The following is a 26,547-nucleotide window of genomic DNA, read 5'->3' as shown; positions in this document are numbered from 1 at the left end:
CCGCCGCCGGGGAGCAGGGGGAGTCGCACCATGGATGAAAACCTCAATACGCTGGCGCGCCAGATCATCGAACTGCAGATCGAGCACCGGGACCTGGATTTCCTGATCGACCGTCTCTCCGAGGACGCCGCCGGCGACGAGCTTCAACTGCGCCGGCTCAAGAAGCGTCGTCTCAAGCTCAAGGACGCCATCACGCTGCTGCAGCTTCAACTGGAGCCCGACGTTCCCGCATGACGTTCCTGTACGAGTTGGGCGGCGCCACCTGCAACGCCACGCCGCAGTCCCACCTCGCATTGCTACCTCGTGATACGAAATTCGAGGCGTTGTCGGAATGAACGAAGCGGTACCGCCCCGGCGCGTCGCCGCGGACAGTCAAACCATGGGGTGAGCCCGCCCCGGTCGCCGGAACCACCCTGACAGCGCCCTCAAGCAGAAAACCGCACCTTGCCTGAATCGATCGACGACACGCTTCCCGACTCCGCACAAGCGCCAGACATATCCGGCGACGCCGCTTCCATTGGCGACGCGATTGCCGCAACGTCGGCCAGCCAGGCCGCCCTGCAATCCGGGCAGCTGGGCACCGTCTTTGCCGATACGGGGACGCTTGCCACTGCGATCCCGGGCTACCGGCCGCGCGCGTCGCAGCGAAAGATGGCCGAAGCCGTCGCCGGTGCCATTGCCCAGAACGACACGGTCATCGTGGAAGCGGGGACCGGCACGGGCAAGACCTTTGCCTACCTGGTGCCCGCGATGCTCTGGGGCGGCAAGGTCATCCTGTCCACGGGAACCAAGAACCTGCAGGACCAGCTATTCCTGCGCGACATCCCCACGGTGCGGCATGCGCTGAACGTGCCGATTTCGGTGTCGTTGCTCAAGGGGCGCGCCAACTACGTCTGTCACTACCATCTGGAGCGCGCCCAGGCCAACGGGCGCCTGGCTTCGAAACAGGATGCGGCCTGGCTGCGCGATATCGCGCGATTTGCCAAGACTTCCGCATCCGGCGACAAGGCCGAGCTGGCTGCCGTGCCCGAGAACGCTCCGGTCTGGCAGATGGTGACCTCCACGCGCGACAACTGTCTTGGCAGCGAGTGCCCGAACTACAAGGAATGCTTCGTGATGAAGGCGCGCAAGGAGGCCCAGCAGGCGGACCTCGTCGTGGTCAATCATCACCTGTTCTTTGCGGACGTGGTGCTGCGCGATACCGGCATGGCCGAGCTGCTGCCGGCTGCCAACACGGTGATCTTCGACGAAGCCCACCAACTGCCCGAAACCGCCACGCTGTTCTTTGGCGAGACGCTGTCCACGAGCCAGTTGCTCGAAATCGCACGCGACACGGTGGCGGAGGGCCTGTCCCACGCGCGTGATGCCGTGGACTGGGTGGCGCTGGGTGCGCCGCTGGAGCGCGCCGCGCGTGACTTGCGGCTGGCCTTCAGCAAGGACAACGCCCGGCTGGCGATCGGCCAGATCGAGGCCGATCCGCGTACGCGCGAGCCGTTCTTCGAGACACTGGATGCGCTGGATTCGGCGCTGTCGGATTTCGTGGAGGCGCTGGAGACCCAGGCGGAACGCGCCGAGTCGCTCGAGCAGTGCCACCGTCGCGCCGTGGAGCTGGCGCAGCGTCTGGCCGCATGGCGCGATGACCGTGGCGGCACGGCGCCGGCGCCTGCCATCGGCGGCGACGGCGAAGCGAATGCGGACGGTGCGCAAGATGGTGCGCAAGGTGCGGCAAGCGGGGAAAGCACGAAGGCGGGCGACGCCACGGCCAGGGCTCCCGCGGCGCCGGCGCAGTTCGGCCCCGATACCGTGCGCTGGGTGGAAGTCTTCTCCCACACGGTGCAGTTACATCGCACCCCGCTGTCGATCGCGCCGATCTTCACGCGCCAGCGCGAGGGCCAGCCGCGCGCGTGGGTCTTCACCTCGGCAACGCTGTCGGTGAAGGGCAATTTCACGCACTACGCGGCGCAACTGGGCCTGGACAAGGACCGGTCGCTGACGTTGCCTAGCCCGTTCGACTACGCGCAGCAGGGCCTGCTCTATGTGCCGCGCGACATGCCGGCGCCGCAGTCGCCCCAGTTTACCGAGGCGGTGGTGGAGAAGACGCTGCCGCTGATTGAAGCCGCTGGCGGACGGACGTTCCTGCTCTGCACAACGCTTCGCGCCGTGCAGAAGGCATCGGACATGCTCTATGACCTGTTTGCCGAACGCGGGCTGGATCTGCCGCTGCTGGTACAGGGACAGGCCAGTCGCACCGAATTGCTCGACCGTTTCCGCCAGTTGGGGAATGCCGTGCTGGTGGGTAGCCAGAGTTTCTGGGAAGGCGTGGATGTGCGGGGCGAGGCGCTGTCGCTGGTGATTATCGACAAGCTCCCGTTCGCGCCGCCAGACGATCCGGTGCTGGCCGCGCGCATGGAGGTGCTGCAGAAGAAGGGCCTGAGTCCGTTTGCCGTCCATCAGCTGCCGCACGCAGTCATCACGCTGAAGCAGGGCGCAGGGCGGCTGATCCGTTCCGAGTCTGACCGTGGCGTGCTGGCGATCTGCGATACGCGGCTGGTGGAAAAGCCTTATGGCCGTCAGATCTGGCAGAGCCTGCCGCCGTTCACGCGTACGCGGGAGGCTGATACCGTGATTCGCTTCCTGGAAGGCCTGCGCAATCCGGTGGAGAAGGCTGAAGGCGCCGGGCAGGCGGAACTCGCCGGCAACGCGGAGGGGGAAGGGGAGGCGGAGGCCGGTTAGTCCCGGTCGACGCGGGCTCGCAGCTCACGGCCGACGGCCGTGGTCCCGGCGCGCAGCCCATTGCGCACGTTTCCTGGCGCCAAAACAAAAAGCCCGACGGTCACCGTCGGGCTTTTTGTTGGCTGTGGCTGCCGGCGGGGAGTCAGCTGCAGCGTGCCGCTGCGTGCCTCAGAACACTTCCCACCAGGCCTTGTCCTTGCGGCGCTCGCCGTATTTGATGAAGTCACTGTTCGGATAGTTGCGCTCCATCACGCGGGCGGCATCGTCGCGGAGGTCCTTCATGCCAAGCGAATCGTACGAGCGCACCATGATGTACAGCGCTTCCTCGTTGGCCGGCGCGCCGTCGTAGTCCTTCAGGGCTTGCTGCGCGCGGTTCACGGCGGCCAGGTAGGCGCCACGGCGATAGTAGTAGCGGGCCGCATGGACTTCGTGCAGTGCCAGCGAGTTGATGATGTACTGCATGCGCAGCGTGGCGTCAGGCGTGTACTTGCTGTCCGGGTAGCGGGTGATCAGCGTCTGGAACGCATCGTAAGCGGCACGTGCCGCCTTCGGGTCGCGTTCGCTCAGATCCTGCCCCGAGAAGCGGCCGAGCCAGCCCAGGTTGTCGTTGAAGTTGATCAGGCCCTTGAGGTAGTAGGCGTAATCGATGTTCGGATGGCTCGGGTGCAGCTGGATGAAGCGATCGACGGCGGCCAGGGCGGCAGCGGTTTCGCCATCCTTGTAGCTGGCGTACGCGGTATCGATCTGGGCTTGCTGGGCATAACGGCCAAACGGGTACCGCCCTTCCAGCTTTTCATAGAGCTTGACGGCGCGGGTGTAGTCGCCGCCATCCAGGGCATCCTTGGCTTCCGAATATAATTTGTTCGCCGACCAGCCGGCCGTTTCGTCGGGCTGGTCTGCAAGCAGGCCGCATGCAGACAGCATGACGCAGCCGCCTGCGAGCAAAATCGCTCCAAATCTCGCGCGCCAGTCAGCGCGTTTCATGCTCTGCAATTGCATGGCAACCTGTTCCGGATGAAAAATAGCGTCAAGCATTATAGCCGAAGCCCCAGGGCCGAAAACGGTCTGGCACGCCACACGCAGGCAACCGGTGAATCCGCCGTCGATGCCGAAGATCTCGATGACTTCGGCGATGAGACGGCGGCCGCACCGGCTACCTCCGATCTGGTCCCGTTGTACCTGGAAGTCGACAGCGCCGCGCATGGCGAACGCCTCGACAAATTGCTTGCACGCCACTTCAGCGAATTCTCGCGCAGCCGCATCCAGCAATGGATCGAGGACGGCGCGGTACGCGTGGATGGCGAGCCAAGCCGTGCCAAGGCAGCGGTGCAGATGGGCCAGAAAATCGAAATCCAACCCCAGGCCGCACCCGAGTCGCAGGCCTTTACGGCCGAGGATGTGCCGCTCGACGTGGTGTTTGAAGACGATACGATGCTCGTCATCAACAAGCCAGCCGGGCTGGTGGTCCATCCGGCTGCGGGCAACTGGAGCGGCACGGTGCTCAACGGCCTGCTGCACCGCGACCCCGCGGCGGCGCGCCTGCCGCGCGCAGGCATCGTGCACCGGCTCGACAAGGAAACGTCCGGCCTGATGGTCGTGTCGCGCACGCTGACCGCGCAGACCGACCTGGTGCGCCAGTTGTCGGCGCGCACGGTCAAGCGGACGTACCTCGCGCTGGTGTGGGGGGAAACGCCCGACGAAGGCACCATCGACGCGCCCATCGGCCGCGATCCGCGCGAGCGCACGCGCATGGCCATCGTCCATACCAACAGCGGCAAGCCGTCGCGCACGCATTTCCAGACGCTCGGTACCGTGCCGCTGGGCCGCGGCAAGGTGTCGATGGTGATGTGCCAGCTGGAGACCGGCCGCACGCACCAGATCCGCGTGCATTTCGAGTCGATTGGCCACCCGTTGGTGGGGGATCCGGTCTATCACAAGGCGACCCAGCGCGGCCAGCGTCCGGCGATCCGCGTGACGCTGCCCGTGCCGTTCACGCGCCAGGCGCTGCATGCGTACAAGCTGGGGCTGGTCCATCCGGTGACTGGCCGCAAGGTGTCGTGGGAGGCCGATCCTCCCGAGGATATGCAGGCCCTGATCGACGCGCTGGACTTCGAAGGCCACGCGGACGAGGAGGGCGACGAGGACGACTACGGCTATGACGATGGCGACGCTGACGATGATGACGAGTCAATCGACGGGGAAGAAGGCGATGGCGACAAACGCTGACGCATCCTGGATCGTCCCGGACTGGCCCGCACCGGCGCGCGTGCGCGCGTTATCGACGACCCGTGATGGCGGTGTCAGCACCGGACCCTACGGGCTGGCCGATGGCAGCGTGGGCGGGCTCAACCTGGGCACGCACGTCGGCGACGATCCTGCGGCCGTTGCCGCCAATCGCGCCCGGCTGGCGGCGCGGTTGCCGGCCATGCCGCGCTGGCTGGAGCAGGTGCACGGCTGCGCCGTCGCCACGGCCGACGACTTCAATGCTGACCGCGAAGCGCCGCCCCGCGCGGATGCGAGCGTCGCAATCACGCCCGGCCACGTCTGCGCGATCATGACGGCCGATTGCCTGCCGGTCCTGTTGTGCGATGCGGCGGGTACCGTCGTGGGTGCCGCGCATGCGGGATGGCGGGGGCTGTGCGATGGGGTCATCGAGGCCACGCTGGCGCGCATGAGCGCGCAATCCGGCCCGAATCCGGTGTGGCTGGCGTGGCTGGGTCCGGCGATCGGTCCCTCGGCCTTCGAGGTGGGTGCGGAGGTGCGCGAGGCCTTCCTGCAGAAGGCGCGCGACAACGAACGGCAGGCCGTCGAGTCGGCGTTCCGGCCCGGTGCGCCGGGCAAGTACTGGGCGGATATCTGCGCACTGGCGCGCACGCGACTGGCCCGCGCAGGTTGCACGCAGGTCTTTGGCGGCGACGCCTGCACGGTCACCGACGCCGACCGCTTCTACTCGTATCGCCGCGACCGCACCACGGGCCGCATGGCCTCGCTGGTCTGGCTGGATCGCTGATCCGGCCCTGCGGCGCGCGCGTCAGGTTCGGATCAAACTCGACTCAAACCGCGCCGCCGTCCTTCTCCCCGGTGGGCTTGCTGGCCGCTGCATCACGCGCGGCGGCCAGTTCCGCTTCCTCTTTCGCCTTGCGCCGCTGACGGCGGCCGGGCGTGCCCATGATGTACAGCACGATCGATACCGGCGCCAGGCCGTAGAACAGGAACGTGGCCATGCCCGCCACGACATTGGTCTCGGTGATGGCCATCATCATGGCCACGTAGAGCCAGCCAATTGCCACGATATACATCAGGCTTTCATCTCTTTCGTGTACAGGGGTGGGGTTGCCCGGTAACCCGCGCCGGGCTTACCGTCCGGTAGGTCGGGCGTCGAATCGAGGACAACTGTTCGCCGTGCGGAATTCCGCATTGACAGCGTCTCCATTGCAAGGCAACAATGCCTTCAAATGTATCGGAACCGCGGAGGTTCTCCAGGGTTTCGCCGGCAAGCATAGCGTATGACGGAAGGCGCCCAGAGGCGCCCAGGCAGTCGCAGTCAGACGCAACCCGGATCAGGGGCGGGTCGGGAGACAGTTACCCCGAGCCCGTCTTCATATCACGACGGCAGAGAGACGAATACATCATGGCGACCGGCAAAGGTGCGGCAGCTTCCACTCAGGAAGGCAAGTCCCAACCGTTTCAGTTTGTGCCGGGGCCATTTGATCCAGCCGCATGGCTGGAGTGGTCCCGTCAGTGGGCACCCGAGACCAACGGCAACTTGCCGCCCGGTTTCCCGGCAGGCATGGCTGGCGGGTTTCCCGGCAGCGACGCGATTGCCAAGGCGTTCCAGGGCGCCCTCCAGGGCAGCGCGGCCGCCGGGCTCAAGATCGATCCCGCATCGCTCGCACAGATCCAGCAGCGCTATTTCAAGGATTTCTCCGAGCTCTGGCGCGAGATGGGCGAGGGCGTCGGCATCGATGGCAAGCCGAAGGACAATGCCGACGCGGCCAGCCACCGGCTGTCCGACCGACGCTTTGCCAGCCCGGCCTGGCGCAATAACGCGCCATATCGCTACGCCGCAGCGTTCTATCTGCTGACTGCGCGCGCGATGACCGAACTGGCCGATGCCGTCGACGCCGACTCCAAGACGCGCCAGCGCATCCGCTTTGCGGTATCGCAGTGGGTCGACGCGATGTCCCCCGCCAACTTCCTCGCCACCAATCCGGATGCGCAGCAGCGCCTGATCGAATCGGGCGGCGAATCGTTGCGCAACGGCGTGCGCAACATGCTGGAAGACCTGAGCCGCGGCAAGATCTCGCAGACCGATGACACCGCCTTCGAAGTGGGCCGCAACGTGGCAGTCACCGAGGGCGCGGTGGTCTACGAGAACGAATACTTCCAGCTGCTCCAGTTCAAGCCGCTGACCGACAAGGTCTATGCGCGCCCGCTGCTGCTGGTGCCGCCGTGCATCAACAAGTACTACATCCTCGATCTGCAGCCGGAAAGCTCGCTCGTGCGGCATGCGGTGGAGCAGGGCCATACGGTGTTCCTGGTGTCGTGGCGCAATCCCGATGCCTCGATGGCCGAGCGTACCTGGGACGACTACCTCGAACACGCGGCCATCCGCGCGATCGAGGTGGTGTGCGACATCAGCGGGCAGGACAAGATCAACGTACTGGGCTTCTGCGTCGGCGGCACGATCATCGCCACCGCGCTGGCGGTGCTGGCCGCGCGTGGCGAGCATCCTGCGGCCAGCCTGACCCTGCTGACCACGCTGCTGGATTTCAGCGACACCGGCATCCTGGACGTCTTTGTCGACGAGGCGCATGTGAAATTGCGCGAGGCCACGCTTGGCGGCGCGGCCGGTGCGCCGTGCGGCCTGCTGCGTGGCGTGGAACTGGCGAACACGTTCTCGTTCCTGCGTCCGAACGACCTGGTCTGGAACTACGTCGTCGACAACTACCTGAAAGGCAACACGCCGGTGCCGTTCGACCTGCTGTTCTGGAACGGCGACGCCACCAACCTGCCGGGCCCCTGGTACTGCTGGTACCTGCGCCACACCTACCTGCAGGACGAGCTCAAGGTGCCGGGCAAGCTGACGGTGTGCAACGCCCCGGTGGACCTCGGCGCGATCGATGTGCCGACGTACATCTACGGTTCGCGCGAAGACCATATCGTGCCGTGGGCGGCTGCATATGCCTCCACCGCGCTGCTGAAGAACAAGTTGCGCTTCGTGCTGGGCGCGTCGGGCCACATCGCCGGCGTGATCAATCCCCCGTCGAAGAAGAAACGCAGCCACTGGATCAACGACGCACTGCCGGCCACCGCGCAAGAATGGATGGCCAACGCCAAGGAACAGCCCGGCAGCTGGTGGCCGGACTGGATGGCGTGGCTGGGCAAACAGGCCGGCCAGAAGCGCGTCGCGCCGGCCGACTACGGCAACCCGCACTACCGGGCCATCGAGCCCGCGCCAGGGCGCTACGTCAAGCATCGCGCCTGACACCCCCTGACAACCCCGTGTGGGCCGGCGGCACCGCCGACGGCCCGGTTTTCGCACCAATCTGCATATCGCTTTCTCGAAAGGACCTCAAATGACTGACATTGTCATCGTTTCCGCAGCCCGTACCGCAGTAGGCAAGTTTGGCGGTTCCCTGGCGAAGATCCCGGCACCGGAATTGGGTGCGCTCGTGATCAAGGCGGCGCTGGAGCGCGCCGGCGTGAAGCCGGACCAGGTGAGCGAAGTCATCATGGGCCAGGTGCTGACCGCCGGTTCGGGCCAGAACCCGGCCCGCCAGGCATCGCACAAGGCAGGGCTGCCCGATATGGTCCCGGCCATGACGATCAACAAGGTGTGTGGCTCGGGCCTGAAGGCCGTGATGCTGGCCGCCAACGCCATCGTGGCGGGCGAGGCCGAGATCGTGGTCGCCGGCGGCATGGAGAACATGAGCGCCGCACCGCACGTGCTGCCGGGCTCGCGCGATGGCTTCCGCATGGGCGACACCAAGCTCGTCGACACGATGATCGTGGACGGCCTGTGGGACGTCTACAACCAGTACCACATGGGCATCACCGCCGAGAACGTGGCCAAGGAATACGGCATCACGCGCGAGGCGCAGGATGAATTCGCCGTGGCCTCGCAGAACAAGGCCGAAGCCGCCCAGAAGGCCGGCAAGTTCGACGAGGAAATCGTCCCGGTGCTAATTCCGCAGCGCAAGGGCGACCCGGTGGCCTTCAAGACCGACGAGTTCGTGCGCCACGGCGCCACGCTGGACAGCCTGGCTGGCCTGAAGCCCGCCTTCGACAAGGCCGGTTCGGTGACGGCCGCCAACGCATCGGGCCTCAACGACGGCGCCGCCGCGGTGGTGGTGATGTCCGCCGCCAAGGCAAAGGAACTGGGCCTGAAGCCGCTGGCTACCATCAAGGCCTACGCCAACGCCGGCGTGGACCCGGCCGTGATGGGCATGGGCCCGGTGCCGGCATCCAAGCGCTGCCTGTCGCGCGCGGGCTGGGGCGTGAAGGACCTGGACCTGATGGAAATCAACGAGGCGTTTGCCGCGCAGGCGCTGGCCGTGCACAAGGAAATGGGCTGGGATCAGTCCAAGATCAACGTGAACGGCGGCGCAATCGCCATTGGCCATCCGATCGGCGCCTCCGGCGCCCGGATCCTGGTCACGCTGCTGCATGAAATGAAGCGCCGCGATGCCAAGAAGGGCCTGGCCTCGCTGTGTATCGGCGGCGGCATGGGCGTGGCACTGGCCGTGGAACGCAATTAAGTGCACTGAGGGGTGTGCTGGCGCACGCACGCGATCGTGCGCCGGCGTCTATAACGAAGATCGTCGAATCGACAACATCGATAAGCGAGCCAACAAGGAGTGGATATGACTCAGCGCATTGCATATGTGACCGGCGGCATGGGCGGCATCGGGACCGCGATCTGCCAGCGACTGGCCCGTGACGGCTACAAGGTGGTGGCGGGCTGCGGCCCGAATTCGCCGCGCCGCGAGAAGTGGCTCGAGCAGCAACGTGCCCTCGGTTTCGAGTTTGTGGCGTCCGAAGGCAACGTGGCGGACTGGGATTCGACCAAGACGGCCTTCGACAAGGTCAAGGCCGAAGTAGGCGAGGTCGACGTCCTGATCAACAACGCCGGCATCACGCGGGACGTGGTGTTCCGCAAGATGACGCGCGCCGACTGGGACGCCGTGATCGACACCAACCTGACCTCCTTGTTCAACGTGACCAAGCAGGTCATCGACGGCATGGCGGACCGCGGCTTTGGGCGGATCGTCAACATCTCGTCGGTGAACGGGCAGAAGGGCCAGTTCGGCCAGACCAACTACTCCACGGCCAAGGCCGGCCTGCATGGCTTCACGATGGCGCTGGCACAGGAAGTGGCCACCAAGGGCGTGACCGTGAACACGGTGTCGCCGGGCTACATCGCCACGGACATGGTCAAGGCCATCCGCCAGGACGTGCTGGACAAGATCGTCGGCACCATCCCGGTCAAGCGCCTGGGCCTGCCGGAGGAAATTGCGTCGATCTGTGCCTGGCTGGCGTCGGACGAATCCGGCTTCTCCACCGGGGCCGACTTCTCGCTGAACGGCGGCCTGCACATGGGCTGACGTGGTTCGCGCCGCACCGCTTGGTGCGGCGCAGCCAGCGCGGTGCACAAGGGCTGCGCCGCGCTCTGCAACCCCACGCAATGCGGGTCGCCTGCCAGTCGGGACGGCCCGCATTGGCTTTCTTGCTGCGGGTTTTCCTTAAGCGTGGCGACTTTCCATAGTGCTTTCTTGAGCATAGAATCAGGGCAGCGGCGCAACCGGCACCAAAGTAGAGCGGAGCGCGGTCCTGTCGGGTCGATCGGTCCTGTCTGGTGATATTCCCGGTTGTGTCAGGCGCGGAAAACCGCGCTGTTTGCGCACTGCACCGCATGCGGTGCAGCAGCGGGTAACGGCCATGCCGGCCCGGCATCAGCGACGACAAAAGGATAGAGCACCGATGGCCACGACCAAAAAAGGCGCAGAGCGACTGATCAAGAAGTATCCCAATCGCCGGCTCTACGACACGCAAACCAGCACGTACATCACCCTCGCGGATGTCAAGCAGCTGGTCATGGATACCGAAGACTTCAAGGTCGTCGACGCCAAATCCGGCGATGAGCTCACGCGCAGCATCCTGCTGCAGATCATCCTGGAAGAGGAGACCGGCGGCGTGCCGATGTTCTCCAGCGCCATGCTTTCCCAGATCATCCGTTTCTATGGCCATGCCATGCAGGGCATGATGGGGACGTACCTGGAAAAGAACATCCAGGCGTTCATCGACATCCAGAGCAAGCTGGCCGAGAACTCCAAGGGCCTGTATTCGGGCGAACCTTTCAGCCCCGACATGTGGTCGCAGTTCATGAACATGCAGGGCCCGATGATGCAGGGCATGATGAGCAACTACATCGAGCAGAGCAAGAACCTGTTCGTGCAGATGCAGGAGCAGATGCAGAACCAGGCCAAGAACATGTTCGGCACGTTCCCGTTCAACCAGCCGGACAAGAAGTAAGCCCGCCACCCCGCCGGCGGTGCGCCGCCGGTGTCATCGCCACTCCCCCGAATTTCCTGTGCTACCGGGCCCGCCCACGCGGGTCCGGAGTGCTGCTGTCGGCTGCACGGCGAGGGCCGGAGCCGGGCGAAGCCGGCATGAGGGCGATCGGTTAGAATCGCGCCAATTCGGGTGATGTGCGCCAATATCGAGGTGCCTCCCCATTCTCAAACGTGGCGGCTCATATTGCGGACTCGCCTGTACAGCGCGATTCCCAATGTCCTCCCACATCCCATCTTTTCACCAGGCGCTTGTCATCGAGGCCGGGCCCCATGCTTCGGCGAAGGCTTTCGCATGAGCCGGCTGTTTCTTGCCCCGATGGAAGGGCTTGCGGACTACGTGTTGCGCGACGTGCTGACCGCCACAGGCGGCTACGACGGTTGCGTATCCGAGTTCGTCAGGGTGACGGGATCGCTGCTCCCCGCGCGTGTCTACGAGCGCGATACCCCCGAGATCCTCGATGGGGGATATACGCGCAGCGGCACGCCGATGGTGATCCAGTTGCTCGGCAGCGATCCCGAATGGCTCGGACGGAATGCGGCGTACGCGGCAACCTTGTCGCCGCATGGCATCGACCTGAACTTCGGCTGCCCTGCGAAAGTCGTCAACCGGCACGGTGGCGGCGCGATGCTGCTGGCGACGCCTGAGCTGCTGAACCGGATCGTTGCCTCCGTGCGCGCGGCGGTGCCTGCCAGCATCGCCGTCACGGCGAAAATGCGGCTTGGCGTATCCGATACCTCGCTGGCCGTCGACTGCGCCACCGCGCTGGAGGAAGGCGGCGCGGCCTCCATCGTCGTGCATGCCAGGACGCGGGATCACGGCTACCGGCCGCCGGCGCACTGGGAGTGGATCGCGCGGATCGACGCCGCCGTGGACGTGCCGGTCATTGCCAATGGCGATGTCTGGACGGTCGCGGACTGGGAGCGATGCCGTGCTGTCAGCGGCTGTGCCGATGTGATGATCGGGCGGGGCGCGGTGTCCGATCCTTTCCTGGCCCTTCGGATACGCGGGCAGATGGACGCCACGCCGTCCGACGAGGATTGGCCGCTCGTGCTCCGCCAGATCACCGATTACCTGAAGAAATTGCAGGCCCGCATCGCCTCCTGCCATGAGCACGGGCGCGTCAAATTGTGGCTTAGCTATCTCAAACGGACGTGGCCGCAGGCCGCCGAGTTGCACACGGCCATCCGGCGCATGCAGGATTCGAGCGAGATTTACGCCCTGATCGAACGTGCGCTGCAGGGCTACCCGCGGACATCTTCCGCCCTGGACTGACGCCGCCTCGTCGCGGTTTGTCGCGGCGTGTGGCCGATCGTATGACCGACGTTTGGCCGATGTGTGGGGTTAGGCGCCGGGAATCCCCGGCGAACGGTTAAAATGGTCGATTCGCCTTGATCGCCTGACGGCCATGTCCCGCCAGGCCAGCCCCACATTCGGATAGCCCTGTGAAAAACCCTTCAGAATCAACGATCCAAAAAGACCATAGTCCGCGTGTGGGATTTGTGTCGCTCGGCTGCCCGAAGGCGCTGGTCGACTCCGAGCAGATCATTACGCAGTTGCGCGCCGAGGGCTATGCCATCAGTGGCACCTATGACGGCGCCGACCTGGTCGTGGTGAACACCTGTGGCTTCATCGACGAGGCCGTGCAGGAAAGCCTGGACGCGATTGGCGAGGCGCTGACCGAAAACGGCAAGGTGATCGTGACCGGCTGCCTGGGCGCGAAGAAGGACGCCGCGGGGCATGACATCGTGTCGTCGGTGCACCCCAAGGTGCTGGCCGTGACCGGCCCGCACGCGCTGGGCGAAGTCATGCAGGCCGTGCACACCCACCTGCCCAAGCCGCACGACCCGTTCACGGATCTCGTGCCGCCCGCCGGCATCAAGCTCACGCCCAAGCACTACGCCTACCTGAAGATCTCGGAAGGCTGCAACCACCGCTGCTCGTTCTGCATCATTCCGTCGATGCGCGGCGACCTGGTGTCCCGCCCGGTGGCGGAAGTCATGCTGGAGGCCGAGAACCTGTTCAAGTCCGGCGTCAAGGAATTGCTGGTGATCTCGCAGGACACCAGCGCCTATGGCGTGGACGTGAAGTACCGCACCGGTTTCTGGAACGGCCGTCCGCTGAAGACGCGCATGACCGAGCTGGTGGCCGCGCTGGGCGAACTGGCCAGCCAGTACGGCGCCTGGGTGCGCCTGCACTACGTGTACCCGTACCCGCACGTCGACGAGATCATTCCGCTGATGAACCAGGGCAACGTGCTGCCGTATCTGGACGTGCCGCTGCAGCACGCGCATCCGGATGTACTCAAGCGCATGAAGCGCCCGGCCAACGCCGAGAAGACCCTGGACCGCATCCGCGCCTGGCGCGAGGTCTGCCCCGACCTGACCATCCGCAGCACGTTCATCGCCGGCTTCCCGGGTGAGACCGAGGAAGAGTTCCAGACCCTGCTGGATTTCATCGCCGAAGCGGAACTGGACCGCGTGGGCTGCTTTGCCTATTCGCCGGTCGAAGGCGCCACGGCCAATGACCTGCCCGGCGCGCTGCCCGACGAGGTTCGCGAGGAGCGCCGCGCCCGCTTCATGGAAGTGGCGGAGGCGGTTTCCGCCCGCCGGCTGGAGCGCAAGGTCGGCCAGACGCTGCGCGTTCTGGTGGACGAGGTCAATCAGGAAGGCGGCATCGGCCGGTCGTCCGCGGACGCCCCCGAGATCGATGGGCTGGTCTATATTGACCCGGCCGCCAAGCCGTCGCAGCGCTACAAGACCGGCGATTTTGTCAACGTCAGGATCACCGGCGCCGACGGTCACGACCTCTGGGGTGAAATCGTCTGACGGCTGACGAAGTGGCAGGTGAGTTGCCTGCCTGTCGAGACAATTAGGTAAAAGTACGGTCGTTCGTTTATGAGGCGCCCGGACTATACTGTGCGCCGCAACATGAATTCATGGAGACCAGACATGACGCGTGAAGTGGTGGTTGTCAGCGGTGTACGCACCGCAATCGGCACCTTTGGCGGCAGCCTGAAGGACCTCGCCCCGACCGAGCTGGGCGCAATGGTGGTGCGCGAGGCGCTGGCGCGCGCCAATGTGTCCGGCGACGACGTCGGCCACGTGGTGTTCGGCAACGTCATCCAGACCGAACCCAAGGACATGTACCTGGGCCGCGTGGCGGCCGTGAACGGCGGCGTGACGATCAACGCCCCGGCGCTGACCGTGAACCGCCTGTGCGGCTCCGGCCTGCAAGCCATCGTGAGCGCCGCGCAGACCATCCTGCTAGGCGATACCGACGTGGCGATCGGCGGCGGCGCGGAAAGCATGAGCCGCGCCCCGTACCTGGCGCCGATGGCGCGCTGGGGCGCCCGCATGGGGGACGCCAAGCTGGTCGACATGATGCTCGGCGCGCTGCACGACCCCTTCCACGCGATCCACATGGGCGTGACCGCCGAGAACGTCGCCAAGGAATACGACATCTCGCGCACGCAGCAGGACGAGGCCGCGCTGGAATCGCACCGCCGTGCATCGGCGGCGATCAAGGCGGGCTACTTCAAGGATCAGATCGTCCCCGTCACGCTGAAGTCGCGCAAGGGCGATGTGGTGTTCGATACCGACGAGCACGTGCGCCATGACGCGACGATCGACGACATGACCAAGCTCAAGCCGGTCTTCGTCAAGGAAAACGGTACCGTGACCGCGGGCAATGCGTCTGGCCTGAACGACGCCGCCGCCGCCGTGGTGCTGATGGAGCGTGCCGAAGCGGAGCGTCGTGGCCTGAAGCCGCTGGCGCGCCTGGTGTCCTACGGTCATGCCGGTGTGGATCCGAAGACGATGGGCATCGGCCCGGTGCCGGCGACGAAGATCGCGCTGGAACGCGCCGGCTTGTCGGTCAAGGACCTCGATGTCATCGAGGCCAACGAGGCGTTCGCCGCCCAGGCGTGCGCGGTGACCAAGGCGCTGGGTCTCGATCCGGCCAAGGTCAACCCGAACGGCTCCGGCATTTCGCTCGGCCACCCGATCGGTGCGACGGGTGCGCTCATCACCGTCAAGGCGCTGCACGAGCTCCAGCGCGTGCAAGGTCGCTATGCGCTGGTGACGATGTGCATCGGTGGCGGCCAGGGCATTGCCGCGATCTTCGAGCGCGTTTAAAGTCACACGACGACGCACCATTCCCGAGGTTCCGCCTTGCCCCGACCGATCCCGTTTCTGTTCCGACTGACCATTGCCGCGACGCTTGCGCTGATCGTTCCAATTGCCGCGCAGGCGGCAGGCGGCACGGCGCTGTCATCCGGCCCGGTGGCGGGCGGCACGGCGGGCGGGCAGGGTGGCGCGCTCGGTATCAATGAGGCGATCCGTGATGGCGAGGCCCGGCGTGGTGCCGCGCTTTCCACGGGCCCGATCGGCCCGCTGGCTCCGCGGGCGGAGTACGCCAGGTTGCCGGTCTACGTCGGCAACGTCGGCGACAAGTCCGTGCGGCTGCGCATCGGGCCCAAGTCCGACACGCGAGACAGCCTGCAAGGCGAGTACACGACCGGCGATGCCAAGGGCGTACGCCTGCTTTCCGGAGAGTGGGAAAACGGCGCATTCCTGATGGAGGAGTCGGACGACGGCACGCGCGTGTCCGGCAACTGGGAAGGCCAGATCGACCAGAACGGCGCGGTGCGCGGGACATGGACCGACGCGTTCAACCCGGCGATCGTGCTGCCATTCTTCATCCGCCCGTTCGGCGGCTACCTCGTGATTCCGCCGTTCGACATGCGGCCCAATAGCGGCGTTACCTACGCGCCGCCGCCGCCCAAATCGTCGATCTCGGTCGGCAACCCGCGCTAGGTTCCGTCGCTGCCGACATCATCGCGACAATCGCCATCAAGGCGGCGTCTCTCCGGGCCGCAATGGTGCCGTAATGGATGTGGCGCAGTGGATACCCCTGCATTTGCTGGTAAGCTCGGACGTCTGAACTGACTTCTCGTGCGCGGTCCATACATTGACCCGCGCCATCCAGATAGCAAGGAATCCGCCGTGTCCGACCGCTCCGAATCCGACTCGTCCCATTACCTGCAGACCGTTGCCGTCCAGCCAGACCTGGATATCGCGCCCGGTTTCCAATCCTTTTCCACACCGACCTATCGCGGCTCCACCGTGGTGTTCCGCAACCTCGCGGAACTGCGCGCCTATGGCGACCGCTCCACCACGTACTGGCGCTACGGCCTGCACGCCACGCCCACCAGCGAGGCGCTGTGCCAGCAACTGGCCCAGATCGAGGGCGGCAGCCAGACGCTGCTGCTGCCATCCGGGATGGGTGCGATTTCACTGGTCTATTTTGCTTTCCTGAAGGCCGGCGACGACGTGCTGGTGCCGGACAACGTCTACGGTCCGAATCGCGACCACGGCGAATGGCTTGCGCGGGACTTTGGCGTGACGGTGCGCTACTACTCACCGATGATCGGCGCGGGCATCGCGTCGATGATCCAGCCGAACACGAAGCTGATCTGGCTGGAAGCACCGGGATCGGTAACGATGGAAGTGCCGGATACGAGCGCCATCGTGGCCGCGGCCAAGGCGCGCGGCGTGGTGACCGCCATCGACAACACATGGTCTGCCGGCGTGTACTTCCGCCCCTTCGACAAGGGCATCGACATTTCCATGCAGGCGCTGACCAAGTACCAGTCCGGCGGCAGCGACGTGCTGATGGGCGCGGTTATCACGCGCGACGGCAAGCTCTACGACCGCCTGAAGCGCACACGCATGATCATGGGCTGGGGGGTCTCCGCCGATGACTGCTACCTGGTATTGCGCGGGCTGTCGAGCATGCCGGTCCGGTTGGCCGCTCACGACCGCGCCGCGCGCGAGGTCGCCGAATGGCTGACCCGGCGGCCGGAAGTCACGCGCGTGCTGCATCCCGCGTTGCCCGACTGTCCGGGGCATGCTGAATGGCGACGCGACTTCACCGGTGCCAGCGGCCTGTTTTCGATCATCCTGCACAGCCGCTACACGCGCGAACAGGTCGATGCGTTCGTGGAGGCGCTGAAGCTGTTTGCAATCGGCTGGTCGTGGGGCGGGGCGCACAGCCTGGCGGTGCCTTATCACGTGGAGACCATGCGCCCGGCCGGGACCTGGCCACCAGCGGACTGGGAGAATGCCGGCGAGCTGGTGCGGCTGTACATCGGCCTGGAAGACACGCGCGACCTCATCGCCGATATCAAGCAAGCCATGGAGCAGCACCTGCGCTAAGAGGCGGGGCCGGTCAGGGCGAGGGTTTTGCCGGCACCAGCCCATATCCGGCCATGACCGCGAGCAGCTTTGCGCGGTCGGGCGGCCCGCCGGCGTTGACGATGGCGCCGACATCGCGGAAATACTGCGCGCCAATGTCGGGCGAGATGACGATCAGCGCGCGGGCGATGTCGCCGTGCGGATTGCTGAACTGATGCACAGATCCGCGCGGGGTTGACATCCAATCCCCCCGCGACAGGTCCCGGCTGACGCCATCGACCGAGTACCGAAGGACGCCATCCAGGACGTAGACGCACTCTTCGTTATGGGTATGGCTATGGGGTGGCGGCACCTGCGCGCCGGGCGGCACGGTCAGTTCGAACATGCCCATTCCGCCGGTTGCCGCGCCATCGAGCAGGTAGTGGATGGTCAATCCGCCCACCTTGATGGGTTCGCCGGATGTTGCGCCGCCAGAAGTCATGGTTGGTCTCCCTCAAGTTCCTCGGGGTGAGGATTGCGGTGCGTACTTCAGACCTTGCATTGTAGGTCGGCGATGCCAGGTACATATCAAAACAAGAGGGCTGGGTCCCGTGTACGGGATCCAGCCCTTCTCAGTTTGACCAACCGATTGTGGCCAACCGATTGGCCGACTTTCTGGGTCAGTGCATCAGTCCGATTTGTGATGGTGCGACGGCGTCACGCTCAGGACGCATCCACCTTGCGCATCGTCGCCTGCGGGGCGCCTTCCGCGGACGCGCTGCGTAACGCCCACACGGATTCGGCGGGGCCGTTGCGCGCCCGGCGAGCCGTGGCGCGGGCCAGCGCGACATAGCCCACGGCCATGGCGATGGCGCCGATATCGAATCCTGCCACGGCCCAGCGGCCATGCAGGGCTGCCGTGAACAGATGATCCCCCGTCAGCAGCGCGTTCGACAACGGCACGGTCAGCGAGGCGAGGGCTGCCACATAGAGCAGTTCCACGGCGGCCCTTACGGGCGCACGCAGCAGTGACCAGGCGATCGCCACGAAGAATACCGGCCAGAACACCACGCTGACGGCGCGCTCCGGCCAGAGCAGCGCGGCCGGGAAGCACAGGGCCACGCCGATGCAGGTGCCGATGCATACGCCCACCGTGGCCTGCGCCAGCAGCCGATGCACGCGCGGCTGCTCGGCCTGGCGCGTCTTGCGGCGGGTCTCGATCCAGAGCAGGTTGCCCGAGTAGAACAGGAACGCACCTGCCAGGCCGGCCAGCAGGTAGACCAGCCGCACAGCCAGGTCGCCGAAGGTGCCGAAATGCAGCGCGTACATCGCGCTGTAGAGCGCATGGTTGCCATCGCGCCCGCCGGCGGTCTGGTTCGCGATCAGTTGCCCCGCATTCGGCTCGTTGGCGGCGGCGTGGATGCCCACCGCGCCGCCGTTACCCAGCGCGCGGCTGCTGTCGCCGCGCACCTCGGCCACGGCGTTGGCATCGCCATAGCGCTGGAAGCGGATGGCTTCGGGCGTGAAGCGTTCGCCGCCATGCTCGCGCGCGATGGCCAGCAACTGCGCCGTGGGCATCGTCGGCGAGAGGCGGCCGGCGGCGGTGACTTCCGGCGCGGCACCGATCACGCGCGGCACCACTTCCATCAGCTTGCCGTCGAACGTCAGCACGTTGAAGACCATCACCATGATCAGCGACAGGCAGAACAGCGCGCCCGTCACCGCGAAGATCAGGTGGAAGGGCAGGCTGAACAGGCCGATCACGTTATGCGCGTCCATCCAGAAGCGCTTGAGGTTGCGTCCCGGGCGCACGGCAAACAGGTCCTTCTTCAGGCGCGGCAGGTGCAGCAGCACGCCGGAGACCAGTGCCAGGCCGTACAGCACCGAAATCACGCCCATGAAGTACATGCCGCCGGTATCCAGCCCCAGCGAGTAGTGCAGCGAATTCAGGAACGCCGACAACTCGCCGGTCACGTGATCGAGCGATGTCTGTTGCTGCGCGGCCGCGTCGCCATTCAGGCGTGCGCCGTTCATCGTCAGCCATTCGCCGGCCTTGTTCTGCCAGTAAGCGTTGAAGTCGGGCTCTTCCTTGCTGGGCAGGCCGACGAAGACGCTGTTCGCGGCATCGGGATGCACGGCGACGAGCTTCTGCACGAACGCGTCGATGGCGGGGCCTTCGACCTGCACTTCCGTGGCATGGCGGCCCTCCAGGCGGGCGGGGTTCTGCCACACGTGGAGTTCGTGGTGGAAGACCGTGATGGCGCCAGCGAAGAAGGCGATGAACAGGGCCCAGCCGGCCATCAGGCCCACCCACGTATGGAGGGTGTTGTACAGGCGCAGGGTCTTGGGTTTCATGCGGGGTGCCTCACGATCCGAACAGCGTGGATGCGGCCGGCATGGCATGCATCAGGCGCAGCGCCCAGAGGATGCCAAAGCAGGCGAGATTGGCGCCGGCCAGCCACAGCCAGGCGCCCCGGCTGGTGGCGAATAGCAGGCTGACGCTGACGATGGCCACATAGAGCACGAAGCTCAGCGTGACGGCCGCGACGACGCCGCCTTCCCAGCCGCCAGGCAGCCACAGGATGCCGAGTGTGCAGAGCGCGATCGCCAGCGGGAATCCCAGCAGTGCGCCGGCGAGCCATTTGGTGCCCATCATGACGTGCTCTCCTCGCGTTGCAGGCCGCGCCGGTGCTGCAGCCACGTGCCGATGAATGGCCACAGCGACAAGCTGCAGGTCAGCGTGATCAGCGTGGCGGCGATGGCCACGGGCCAGCCCTCGGGCACGCTCATGGTCCATGCGCTGGCCAGCGTCAGGGCCAGGCCCAGCCAGCACAGCAGGGTGGGCGCCACGGGCGATCGGCCGTCGCCGCTGGCGGTCACGAACAGGACCTGGTTGGGCGCGGCAAGGTACAGGCACGCGGCCGCGGCCAGTCCGAGCAATACGGCTAACGCTTGCATGCGGTCGGCATCAGAAGAGTCGGGGAATCCTCAATAATAATGATTCGCATTTGTTTTCACAAGCAAATCACGATGTTGTGAGGCGTTTCAGTGCGCTTCTGAGCCGATCTGCGGAGAAAGGGCGCGGAAGGGGAAAAGCGTGAGGGGAGTTGCGGACGACGTCCGGCGCGGGTGGCCGGACGTCGTGGAAAAACGGGGGCGGGGGAAAAGCGGAGGAAGCAGACGGGGATTAGCCGGGGAAAAGATTCAGCAGGCCGTCCAGTCCGACATGGTTGAATGCGACGCCAGCCTGTGCGCGAACCACGGGCTTGGCGCGGAACGCCACGGACAGCCCCGCCACGGCCATCATCTTGAGGTCGTTGGAGCCGTCGCCCATGACGATCGCTTGCGACACATCGGCGCCGATCTGCTCGCACACCTCGCGCACCGTGCGTGCCTTGACGTCGGCATTGACGATTTCGCCCACGACATTGCCGGTGAGCTTGCCGTCGACGATCTCGAGCGTGTTGGCGCGCGTGAAGTCCAGCTTCAGGCGCGGCTTGAGCTTGTCGGTGAAATGCACAAAGCCGCCCGAGACCAGGAGCGTACGCAGGCCCAGCGCCTGCACGGCCTGCAGCATGCGCTCGGCGCCCGGCGACAGGCGCAGGCGTTCCTCGTAGACGCGATCCAGCACGCTGGCATCCAGGCCCTTGAGCAGCGCCACGCGACGGCGCAGGCTCTCGTTGAAATCGGTGATTTCACCGCGCATGGCGGCTTCGGTGATGGCCGAGACCTCCGCCTTGAGCCCGCAGAAGTCGGCGATTTCATCGATGCACTCGATCGTGATCAGTGTCGAGTCCATATCCATCGCCACAAGCCGGAAATCCGACAACTTGCGCCCGGCCGGCACCACGGCCCAGTCGATGCCGCGCGGGGCGCACACGGTGTCCAGTGCTTCACGCAGCGCTGGCGACAGCGGGGCGCATGCGTCGGCGGCTGCGACGGTCTCCGACCGCAATACGAATGCGGAGGCGCCCGCAATGGGGCGGATGGCGTCGAGATCGGCGGGGGTCAGCGGGGCGAGGCTCTGGAGAATCAGGGGCATGACGGCAGGGACGAGGCGAGCTTAAATCGAGGGCACGGCGGGACCGGTCTGGGCAGGTCAGGATCAGGGCGGATGACATCCGGCCGGGTTCGGCAGACCGGGGAAAGGCGACATTGTAAACCTTCCGGCAGGCCGGGCAGGCACTTTGCGCGGGGCTGTTGCCCGGGTCGCGGCCCAAGGTCGCAATCCCAGATCGCCCAGGCCGCAATCCCAGGCCGCAATCAGGCTGCAGTCGGTGCGTGGCTCAGGCTGCCACGCGCAGGCTGTCCACCACCTTGTGCAGGAACGCCTCGCAGGCTTCGAGCTGTTCCAGCGCCACGAACTCGTCGGGCTTGTGGGCTTGCTGGATATCGCCGGGGCCGCAGACCACGGCCGGAATGCCGGCGCGCTGGAACAGGCCGGCCTCGGTGCCGTACGCAACCTTGTTGGTTTCGCGATCCGCGGTCAGCGTACGGACCAGTTGCGTGATGGCGTCCGATTCCGCGGCGTCCAGCGACGGCGCCGCGGCAATTTTGGCAAGCGTCAGGGCCGCGTCGGCATGCTCGGCGCGCATTTTCGGCAGCAACACGTCATTGGCGTAGCCCTGGACGCGCGCGAAGATGGCTTCCGGATCGACGCCTGGCAGGTTGCGGAACTCGAACACGAATTCGCACAATGCAGGAATCGTATTCAGTGCGATGCCGCCCTGGATCGTGCCCGTCGATGCGGTCGTGAATGGCACGTCGAATGCCTGGTCGTACGGCCCGTTGGCCTTGAACTCGTCCGCGATGTCGCGGATGAAGCAGATCATGCGTGCGGCGTATTCGATCGCGTTCACGCCCTTCGGCGTCAGCGACGAGTGCGCGGCCTGGCCCTTCACGCAGCAACGGTAGGCATTGATGCCCTTGTGCGCCACGATCACGCGCATGCTGGTCGGTTCGCCGACGATGCAGCCACCCGGTCGCACGCCCCGGTCGCGCAACTCGGCCAGCAGGTACGGCGCACCCATGCAGCCGATTTCCTCGTCGAACGACAACGCGTAGTGCACCGGTTCGCGCAGCTTCGCTTCAAGGATGGTCGGCAGCAGCGCGAGGCTGGTGCCGATGAAGCCCTTCATGTCGCAGGTACCACGGCCATAGAGCTTGCCGTCGCGGATCACGGGCTTGAACGGGTCCGTGGTCCAGTTCTGGCCATCGACCGGTACTACGTCCGTGTGGCCGGACAGCACGATGCCACCGTCCGTGGCGCCATTCGCGGCCGGCACGGTAACGAACAGGTTGGCCTTGTCGCCCTGCGGGTTGTAGCTCAGATGCGGGCGCAAGCCCTTGGCCAGGAAGTGATCGCGCGCGGCCTCGATCAGGCCGAGGTTCGAGTGGCGCGAGGTGGTATCGAACGACACCAGCCGCTGGGTCCATTCGAGCGCGCTGCCGCGCTTCGGGGCTTCGGTGGCGGGGCGTTGGGTGTCGGCGTGGGCGTGCATGGGGCTTGAAACCGGTTGATTCGTCAAGGGGTTGATCCTACACCCGGCGCTGGAAACGAGCCAGTTCCGGGCCGGGAACGGTCAGGCCAGTTGACGCAGCGTGTGCTTGATGGTCTGGGCTCGCACGGCCACATCGGGCATCTTGGCCTCGATCTTCAGCTTGTCTTGTCCCGCCAGCTTGATATGGCGGTTCTTCTGCACCAGGTCGATGATGCGAATCGCGTCGATCGGTGGATTCGGCACGAACTGCATGCTGATGCTGGCCTCGCCGGCGTCGATCTTGCGCACGCCCAATGGCGCGGCCGCGATGCGTAGCCGGTGCGTCTCCACCAGTGCCTGGGCCTGCGCGGGCAGGCGGCCGAACCGGTCGATCAGCTCCTCCTGGATGTCGTCCACGCGTTCCGCCGTCTCGCAGTTGGCCAGCCGCTTGTAGAGCGACAGGCGCTCGTGCACATCGGCGCAGTAGTCGTTGGGCAGCAGTGCCGGGGTGCCGAGGTTGATCTCCGTGGTGGCCGCCAGGGGGGCCATCAGGTCAGGTTCCTTGCCGGCCTTGAGCGCCTTCACCGCGGCATTGAGCATGTCCGTGTAGAGCTGGAAGCCGATTTCGTGGATTTCGCCGGACTGCTTGTCGCCCAGCACCTCGCCCGCGCCACGGATCTCCAGGTCGTGCATGGCCAGGTAGAAGCCGGAGCCCAGCTCTTCCATCTGCTGAATGGCTTCGAGCCGGCGCTGCGCCTGCTTGGTCAGGCCGTCGACGTCATGGACGAGGAGGTAGGCATAGGCCTGATGGTGCGACCGGCCCACGCGGCCGCGTAACTGGTGCAGCTGGGCCAGCCCGAACTTGTCGGCGCGGTGGATCAGGATGGTGTTCGCGGTCGGCACGTCGATGCCGGTCTCGATGATCGTCGTGCACAGCAGGATGTTGTCGCGGCGTGCGACAAAGTCGCGCATCACGCGCTCCAGCTCGCGTTCATGCATCTGGCCGTGCGCCACGGCAATGCGTGCCTCAGGCACCAGCTCGGCCAGCCGCGCGCGCTTGTTGTCGATGGTCTCGACCTCGTTGTGCAGGAAGTAGACCTGCCCGCCGCGCTTCAGCTCGCGCAGGATGGCCTCGCGGATCACGCCGTCTTCCTCGCGCCGCACGAAGGTCTTGATCGCCAGCCGCTTCTGCGGCGCGGTGGCGATGACCGAGAAATCGCGCAGGCCTTCCAGTGCCATGCCCAGCGTGCGCGGGATCGGTGTGGCGGTCAGCGTCAGGATGTCGACCTCGGCGCGCAGCGTCTTCAGCGCTTCCTTCTGGCGCACGCCAAAGCGGTGTTCCTCGTCGATGATGACCAGCCCCAGCCGCTGGAACCTGACTTCGTCCGACAGCAGCTTGTGCGTGCCGATGACGATGTCGACCGTGCCATCGTTGATCTGCTTGATGGCGGCGTCGATCTCCTTTTTCGTCTTGAAGCGCGACAGTTCCACGATGCGCACCGGCCATTCCGCGAAGCGGTCGGAGAGTGTCTGGAAATGCTGCTCGGCCAGCAGCGTGGTGGGCGCCAGCATGGCCACCTGCTTGCCACCGAGCACGGCCACGAACGCCGCGCGCAGCGCCACCTCGGTCTTGCCGAAGCCGACGTCGCCGCACACCAGGCGGTCCATGGGTTTGCCGGAAGTCATGTCGGCGATGACCGCGGCGATGGCGGCGGCCTGATCCGGCGTTTCCTCGAAGCCGAAGCTCTCCGCGAACGTCTCGTAGTCCTTCGGCGACAGCGGGAATGCAAAGCCTTCGCGCGCGGCGCGGCGCGCGTAGAGGTTCAGCAGTTCGGCGGCGGTATCGCGGATCTGCTGCGCGGCGCGGCGCTTGGCCTTGTCCCACTGGCCGGAGCCCAGATGGTGCAGCGGCGCGGTATCGGGATCGGCGCCCGAGTAGCGCGAGATCACGTGCAGCTGATGCACCGGTACATAGAGCTTGCTGCCCTTGTCATAGTCCAGGTGCAGGAATTCCTCGTCGCCCTGGCCCATGTCGAGCGTGACCAGACCCTGGTAGCGGCCGATGCCATGATCGCTATGCACGACCGGATCGCCGATCTTGAGCTCGGCCAGGTCGCGCACCATCGAGTCGACGGCGCTGGCCTGTTCCTGCTTGCGGCGTCCCGCGCGGCGCGCCGTGCCGGCGTAGAGCTCGGCCTCGGTGACGAAAGCCAGCTGTACCGACGGCAGGGCGAAGCCGCTCTGCAGCGGCGCCACGACGATTGAGAAATGCGCGTCGCCGGCCAGGAATGCGGCGAAGTCATCCACCGCCTGCGGACGCAGGCCGCTTTCGGCAAAAAGCTGCAGCAGCGTTTCGCGTCGACCGGCGGAGTCCGCGCACATCAGCACGCGCGTGGCCTTGTCGAGCAGCAGCGACTCCAGATTGACAAGCGGATCCTCGGCACGCCGGTTGACCGAGACATCGGGCAGCGTGCCGGAGAAGGATGGCTGCCCGGACGGCGCGGCGTCGCGTTGCAGCACCAGCCGGGCCAGCGGCTTGGCCCCCACGAAGAACTGCTCGTCGGACAGGAACAGGTCCGATGGCGGCAGCAGCGGGCGTTCGCGGTCGTGCCGCATGAACGTATAGCGTTGCGTGGTATCGGCCCAGAAGCGGCGGATCGCCTCGTCGACATTGCCGGCAAACGCGAGTTGGGTGCCTTCCGGCATGTAGTCGAACAGCGTCGCGCTCTGCGCGAAGAACAGCGGCAGGTAGTACTCGATGCCGGCGGACGGCACGCCGTTGCCGATGTCCTTGTAGATCGGCGATTTGGTCGGGTCACCTTCGAAGACCTCGCGCCAGCGGCCGCGGAAGGCCGTGCGCGCGGCCTCGTCGAGCGGGAACTCGCGGCCCGGCAGCAATCGGACTTCCTTGACGGGATAGAGGCTGCGTTGCGTGTCGGGGTCGAAGGCGCGGATGGTCTCGATCTCGTCGCCGAACAGGTCGATCCGGTACGGCAACGCGGAGCCCATCGGGTAGAGGTCGATCAGCCCGCCGCGCACGCTGTATTCCCCGGGCCGCATCACGGCGCTGACGTGCTCGTAGCCCGCGAGCGTGAACTGCGCCTTGAGCGCATCCTCGTCCAGCCGCTCGCCCTGTTTGAAGAAGAACGTGTAGGCCGCCAGGAAAGAGGGCGGCGCCAGGCGGTAGAGCGCCGTGGTGGCCGGCACCAGCATCACATCGCACTGGCCGCCCTGGATGTCGTGCAGGGTTGCCAGACGCTCCGAGACCAGGTCCTGGTGCGGCGAAAAGCTGTCGTAGGGCAGGGTTTCCCAGTCCGGCAGCAGGCGCACGCGCAATTCCGGCGCGAACCACGGAATTTCCTCGGCCAGGCGCTGGGCGTCCATCGCGCTGGCGCAGACCACGGCCAGCATCGGCATGCTGCCTTTGTGCTGGCGCGCGTAGGCGGCCACCAGCAACGCGTCGGCGGAGCCGGTCAGGCCGGCCACGGCATGGCGCATGCCGGGCTTGACCAGTGGCAGGTTGGCAAAGGGGAAAGCGGCTTGGGTGTCAGGCATTGGCAGCTGGGCGGTCCAAAACGACGACG

At 65.9% G+C, this 26,547-nt stretch carries 22 protein-coding genes; 13 read left to right on the top strand and 9 right to left on the bottom strand.

Going from position 1 to position 26,547, the window contains the following annotated elements:
* The first annotated feature begins 30 nt into the window (after positions 1 to 30).
* Both AC1DOX_RS03185 and AC1DOX_RS03180 read left to right on the top strand, forming a co-directional pair.
* Positions 31 to 234 (top strand): YdcH family protein, encoded by a 204-nt coding sequence (locus tag AC1DOX_RS03185; protein WP_092138115.1) that lies wholly within the window; start codon positions 31 to 33, stop codon positions 232 to 234.
* Positions 235 to 444: 210 nt separating this feature from the next.
* Positions 445 to 2,733 (top strand): DNA repair helicase YoaA, encoded by a 2,289-nt coding sequence (locus AC1DOX_RS03180; protein WP_441620450.1) that lies wholly within the window; start codon positions 445 to 447, stop codon positions 2,731 to 2,733.
* A 168-nt stretch (positions 2,734 to 2,901) separates the two neighbouring features.
* Here AC1DOX_RS03180 and AC1DOX_RS03175 read toward each other — a convergent pair whose 3' ends face one another.
* Positions 2,902 to 3,732 (bottom strand): outer membrane protein assembly factor BamD, encoded by an 831-nt coding sequence (locus AC1DOX_RS03175; RefSeq protein WP_092138113.1) that lies wholly within the window; start codon positions 3,730 to 3,732, stop codon positions 2,902 to 2,904.
* 15 nt (positions 3,733 to 3,747) lie between these two features.
* Between AC1DOX_RS03175 and AC1DOX_RS03170 the strand changes: the two genes are divergently transcribed.
* Both AC1DOX_RS03170 and pgeF read left to right on the top strand, forming a co-directional pair.
* Entirely contained in the window at positions 3,748 to 4,959 is a 1,212-nt protein-coding gene (locus tag AC1DOX_RS03170) for an RluA family pseudouridine synthase (RefSeq protein ID WP_441620452.1), read from the top strand.
* Positions 4,943 to 5,743, top strand: coding sequence for a peptidoglycan editing factor PgeF (gene pgeF, locus AC1DOX_RS03165; RefSeq protein WP_441620454.1), 801 nt, complete (start codon positions 4,943 to 4,945; stop codon positions 5,741 to 5,743). Before AC1DOX_RS03170 ends, pgeF begins: the two co-directional genes overlap by 17 nt.
* Before the next feature lie 43 nt (positions 5,744 to 5,786).
* On the opposite strand, the gene AC1DOX_RS03160 is transcribed toward pgeF, so the two are convergent.
* Positions 5,787 to 6,032: a hypothetical protein gene (locus AC1DOX_RS03160; RefSeq protein WP_441620456.1), complete on the bottom strand. Its 246-nt coding sequence runs from the start codon at positions 6,030 to 6,032 to the stop codon at positions 5,787 to 5,789.
* A gap of 332 nt (positions 6,033 to 6,364) precedes the next feature.
* Between AC1DOX_RS03160 and phaC the strand changes: the two genes are divergently transcribed.
* From phaC to AC1DOX_RS03115, 9 genes are all read left to right on the top strand, one after another.
* The gene (gene phaC / locus AC1DOX_RS03155) at positions 6,365 to 8,221 is read left to right on the top strand and encodes a class I poly(R)-hydroxyalkanoic acid synthase (RefSeq protein ID WP_441620458.1); all 1,857 of its coding nucleotides are present in this window, start codon (positions 6,365 to 6,367) and stop codon (positions 8,219 to 8,221) included.
* Positions 8,222 to 8,312: 91 nt separating this feature from the next.
* Entirely contained in the window at positions 8,313 to 9,494 is a 1,182-nt protein-coding gene (locus tag AC1DOX_RS03150; protein WP_441620460.1) for an acetyl-CoA C-acetyltransferase, read from the top strand.
* Between the two features lie 105 nt (positions 9,495 to 9,599).
* Positions 9,600 to 10,340 carry a 3-ketoacyl-ACP reductase gene (locus tag AC1DOX_RS03145; RefSeq protein WP_092138108.1) on the top strand — a complete coding sequence of 247 codons (741 nt, stop codon included), beginning with the start codon at positions 9,600 to 9,602 and terminating at the stop codon, positions 10,338 to 10,340.
* A gap of 376 nt (positions 10,341 to 10,716) precedes the next feature.
* The gene (gene phaR, locus AC1DOX_RS03140; protein ID WP_092138107.1) at positions 10,717 to 11,268 is read left to right on the top strand and encodes a polyhydroxyalkanoate synthesis repressor PhaR; all 552 of its coding nucleotides are present in this window, start codon (positions 10,717 to 10,719) and stop codon (positions 11,266 to 11,268) included.
* 333 nt (positions 11,269 to 11,601) lie between these two features.
* Positions 11,602 to 12,582: a tRNA dihydrouridine synthase gene (locus AC1DOX_RS03135; protein WP_441620463.1), complete on the top strand. Its 981-nt coding sequence runs from the start codon at positions 11,602 to 11,604 to the stop codon at positions 12,580 to 12,582.
* Between the two features lie 170 nt (positions 12,583 to 12,752).
* Entirely contained in the window at positions 12,753 to 14,135 is a 1,383-nt protein-coding gene (rimO, locus tag AC1DOX_RS03130) for a 30S ribosomal protein S12 methylthiotransferase RimO (protein ID WP_441620465.1), read from the top strand.
* 123 nt (positions 14,136 to 14,258) lie between these two features.
* Positions 14,259 to 15,443: a beta-ketothiolase BktB gene (bktB, locus tag AC1DOX_RS03125; RefSeq protein ID WP_092138104.1), complete on the top strand. Its 1,185-nt coding sequence runs from the start codon at positions 14,259 to 14,261 to the stop codon at positions 15,441 to 15,443.
* Positions 15,444 to 15,479: 36 nt separating this feature from the next.
* The gene (locus AC1DOX_RS03120; protein WP_441620468.1) at positions 15,480 to 16,124 is read left to right on the top strand and encodes a hypothetical protein; all 645 of its coding nucleotides are present in this window, start codon (positions 15,480 to 15,482) and stop codon (positions 16,122 to 16,124) included.
* A 189-nt stretch (positions 16,125 to 16,313) separates the two neighbouring features.
* The gene (locus AC1DOX_RS03115) at positions 16,314 to 17,525 is read left to right on the top strand and encodes a cystathionine beta-lyase (RefSeq protein WP_441620470.1); all 1,212 of its coding nucleotides are present in this window, start codon (positions 16,314 to 16,316) and stop codon (positions 17,523 to 17,525) included.
* A 13-nt stretch (positions 17,526 to 17,538) separates the two neighbouring features.
* On the opposite strand, the gene AC1DOX_RS03110 is transcribed toward AC1DOX_RS03115, so the two are convergent.
* The 7 genes from AC1DOX_RS03110 to mfd form a co-directional block, all read right to left on the bottom strand.
* Positions 17,539 to 17,985: a cupin domain-containing protein gene (locus AC1DOX_RS03110; protein WP_441620472.1), complete on the bottom strand. Its 447-nt coding sequence runs from the start codon at positions 17,983 to 17,985 to the stop codon at positions 17,539 to 17,541.
* A gap of 221 nt (positions 17,986 to 18,206) precedes the next feature.
* Positions 18,207 to 19,838, bottom strand: coding sequence for a PepSY-associated TM helix domain-containing protein (locus AC1DOX_RS03105; protein ID WP_441620474.1), 1,632 nt, complete (start codon positions 19,836 to 19,838; stop codon positions 18,207 to 18,209).
* A gap of 10 nt (positions 19,839 to 19,848) precedes the next feature.
* The gene (locus AC1DOX_RS03100; protein WP_441620476.1) at positions 19,849 to 20,139 is read right to left on the bottom strand and encodes a hypothetical protein; all 291 of its coding nucleotides are present in this window, start codon (positions 20,137 to 20,139) and stop codon (positions 19,849 to 19,851) included.
* Complete coding sequence (locus AC1DOX_RS03095) at positions 20,136 to 20,441, bottom strand: hypothetical protein (RefSeq protein WP_441620478.1); 306 nt, start codon at positions 20,439 to 20,441, stop codon at positions 20,136 to 20,138. Before AC1DOX_RS03095 ends, AC1DOX_RS03100 begins: the two co-directional genes overlap by 4 nt.
* A 229-nt stretch (positions 20,442 to 20,670) precedes the next feature.
* Positions 20,671 to 21,525, bottom strand: coding sequence for a phosphoserine phosphatase SerB (gene serB / locus AC1DOX_RS03090; RefSeq protein ID WP_441620480.1), 855 nt, complete (start codon positions 21,523 to 21,525; stop codon positions 20,671 to 20,673).
* Positions 21,526 to 21,769: 244 nt separating this feature from the next.
* Positions 21,770 to 22,984 carry an acetylornithine deacetylase gene (argE, locus tag AC1DOX_RS03085; protein WP_092138096.1) on the bottom strand — a complete coding sequence of 405 codons (1,215 nt, stop codon included), beginning with the start codon at positions 22,982 to 22,984 and terminating at the stop codon, positions 21,770 to 21,772.
* An 81-nt stretch (positions 22,985 to 23,065) separates the two neighbouring features.
* Positions 23,066 to 26,518 (bottom strand): transcription-repair coupling factor, encoded by a 3,453-nt coding sequence (gene mfd / locus AC1DOX_RS03080; RefSeq protein WP_441620482.1) that lies wholly within the window; start codon positions 26,516 to 26,518, stop codon positions 23,066 to 23,068.
* Positions 26,519 to 26,547 lie beyond the last annotated feature (29 nt).

Source organism: Cupriavidus sp. 01L415 (assembly GCF_056400065.1).
Note: the sequence above shows the minus strand (reverse complement) of the source record. Positions and strands in the feature narration are given on the sequence as shown.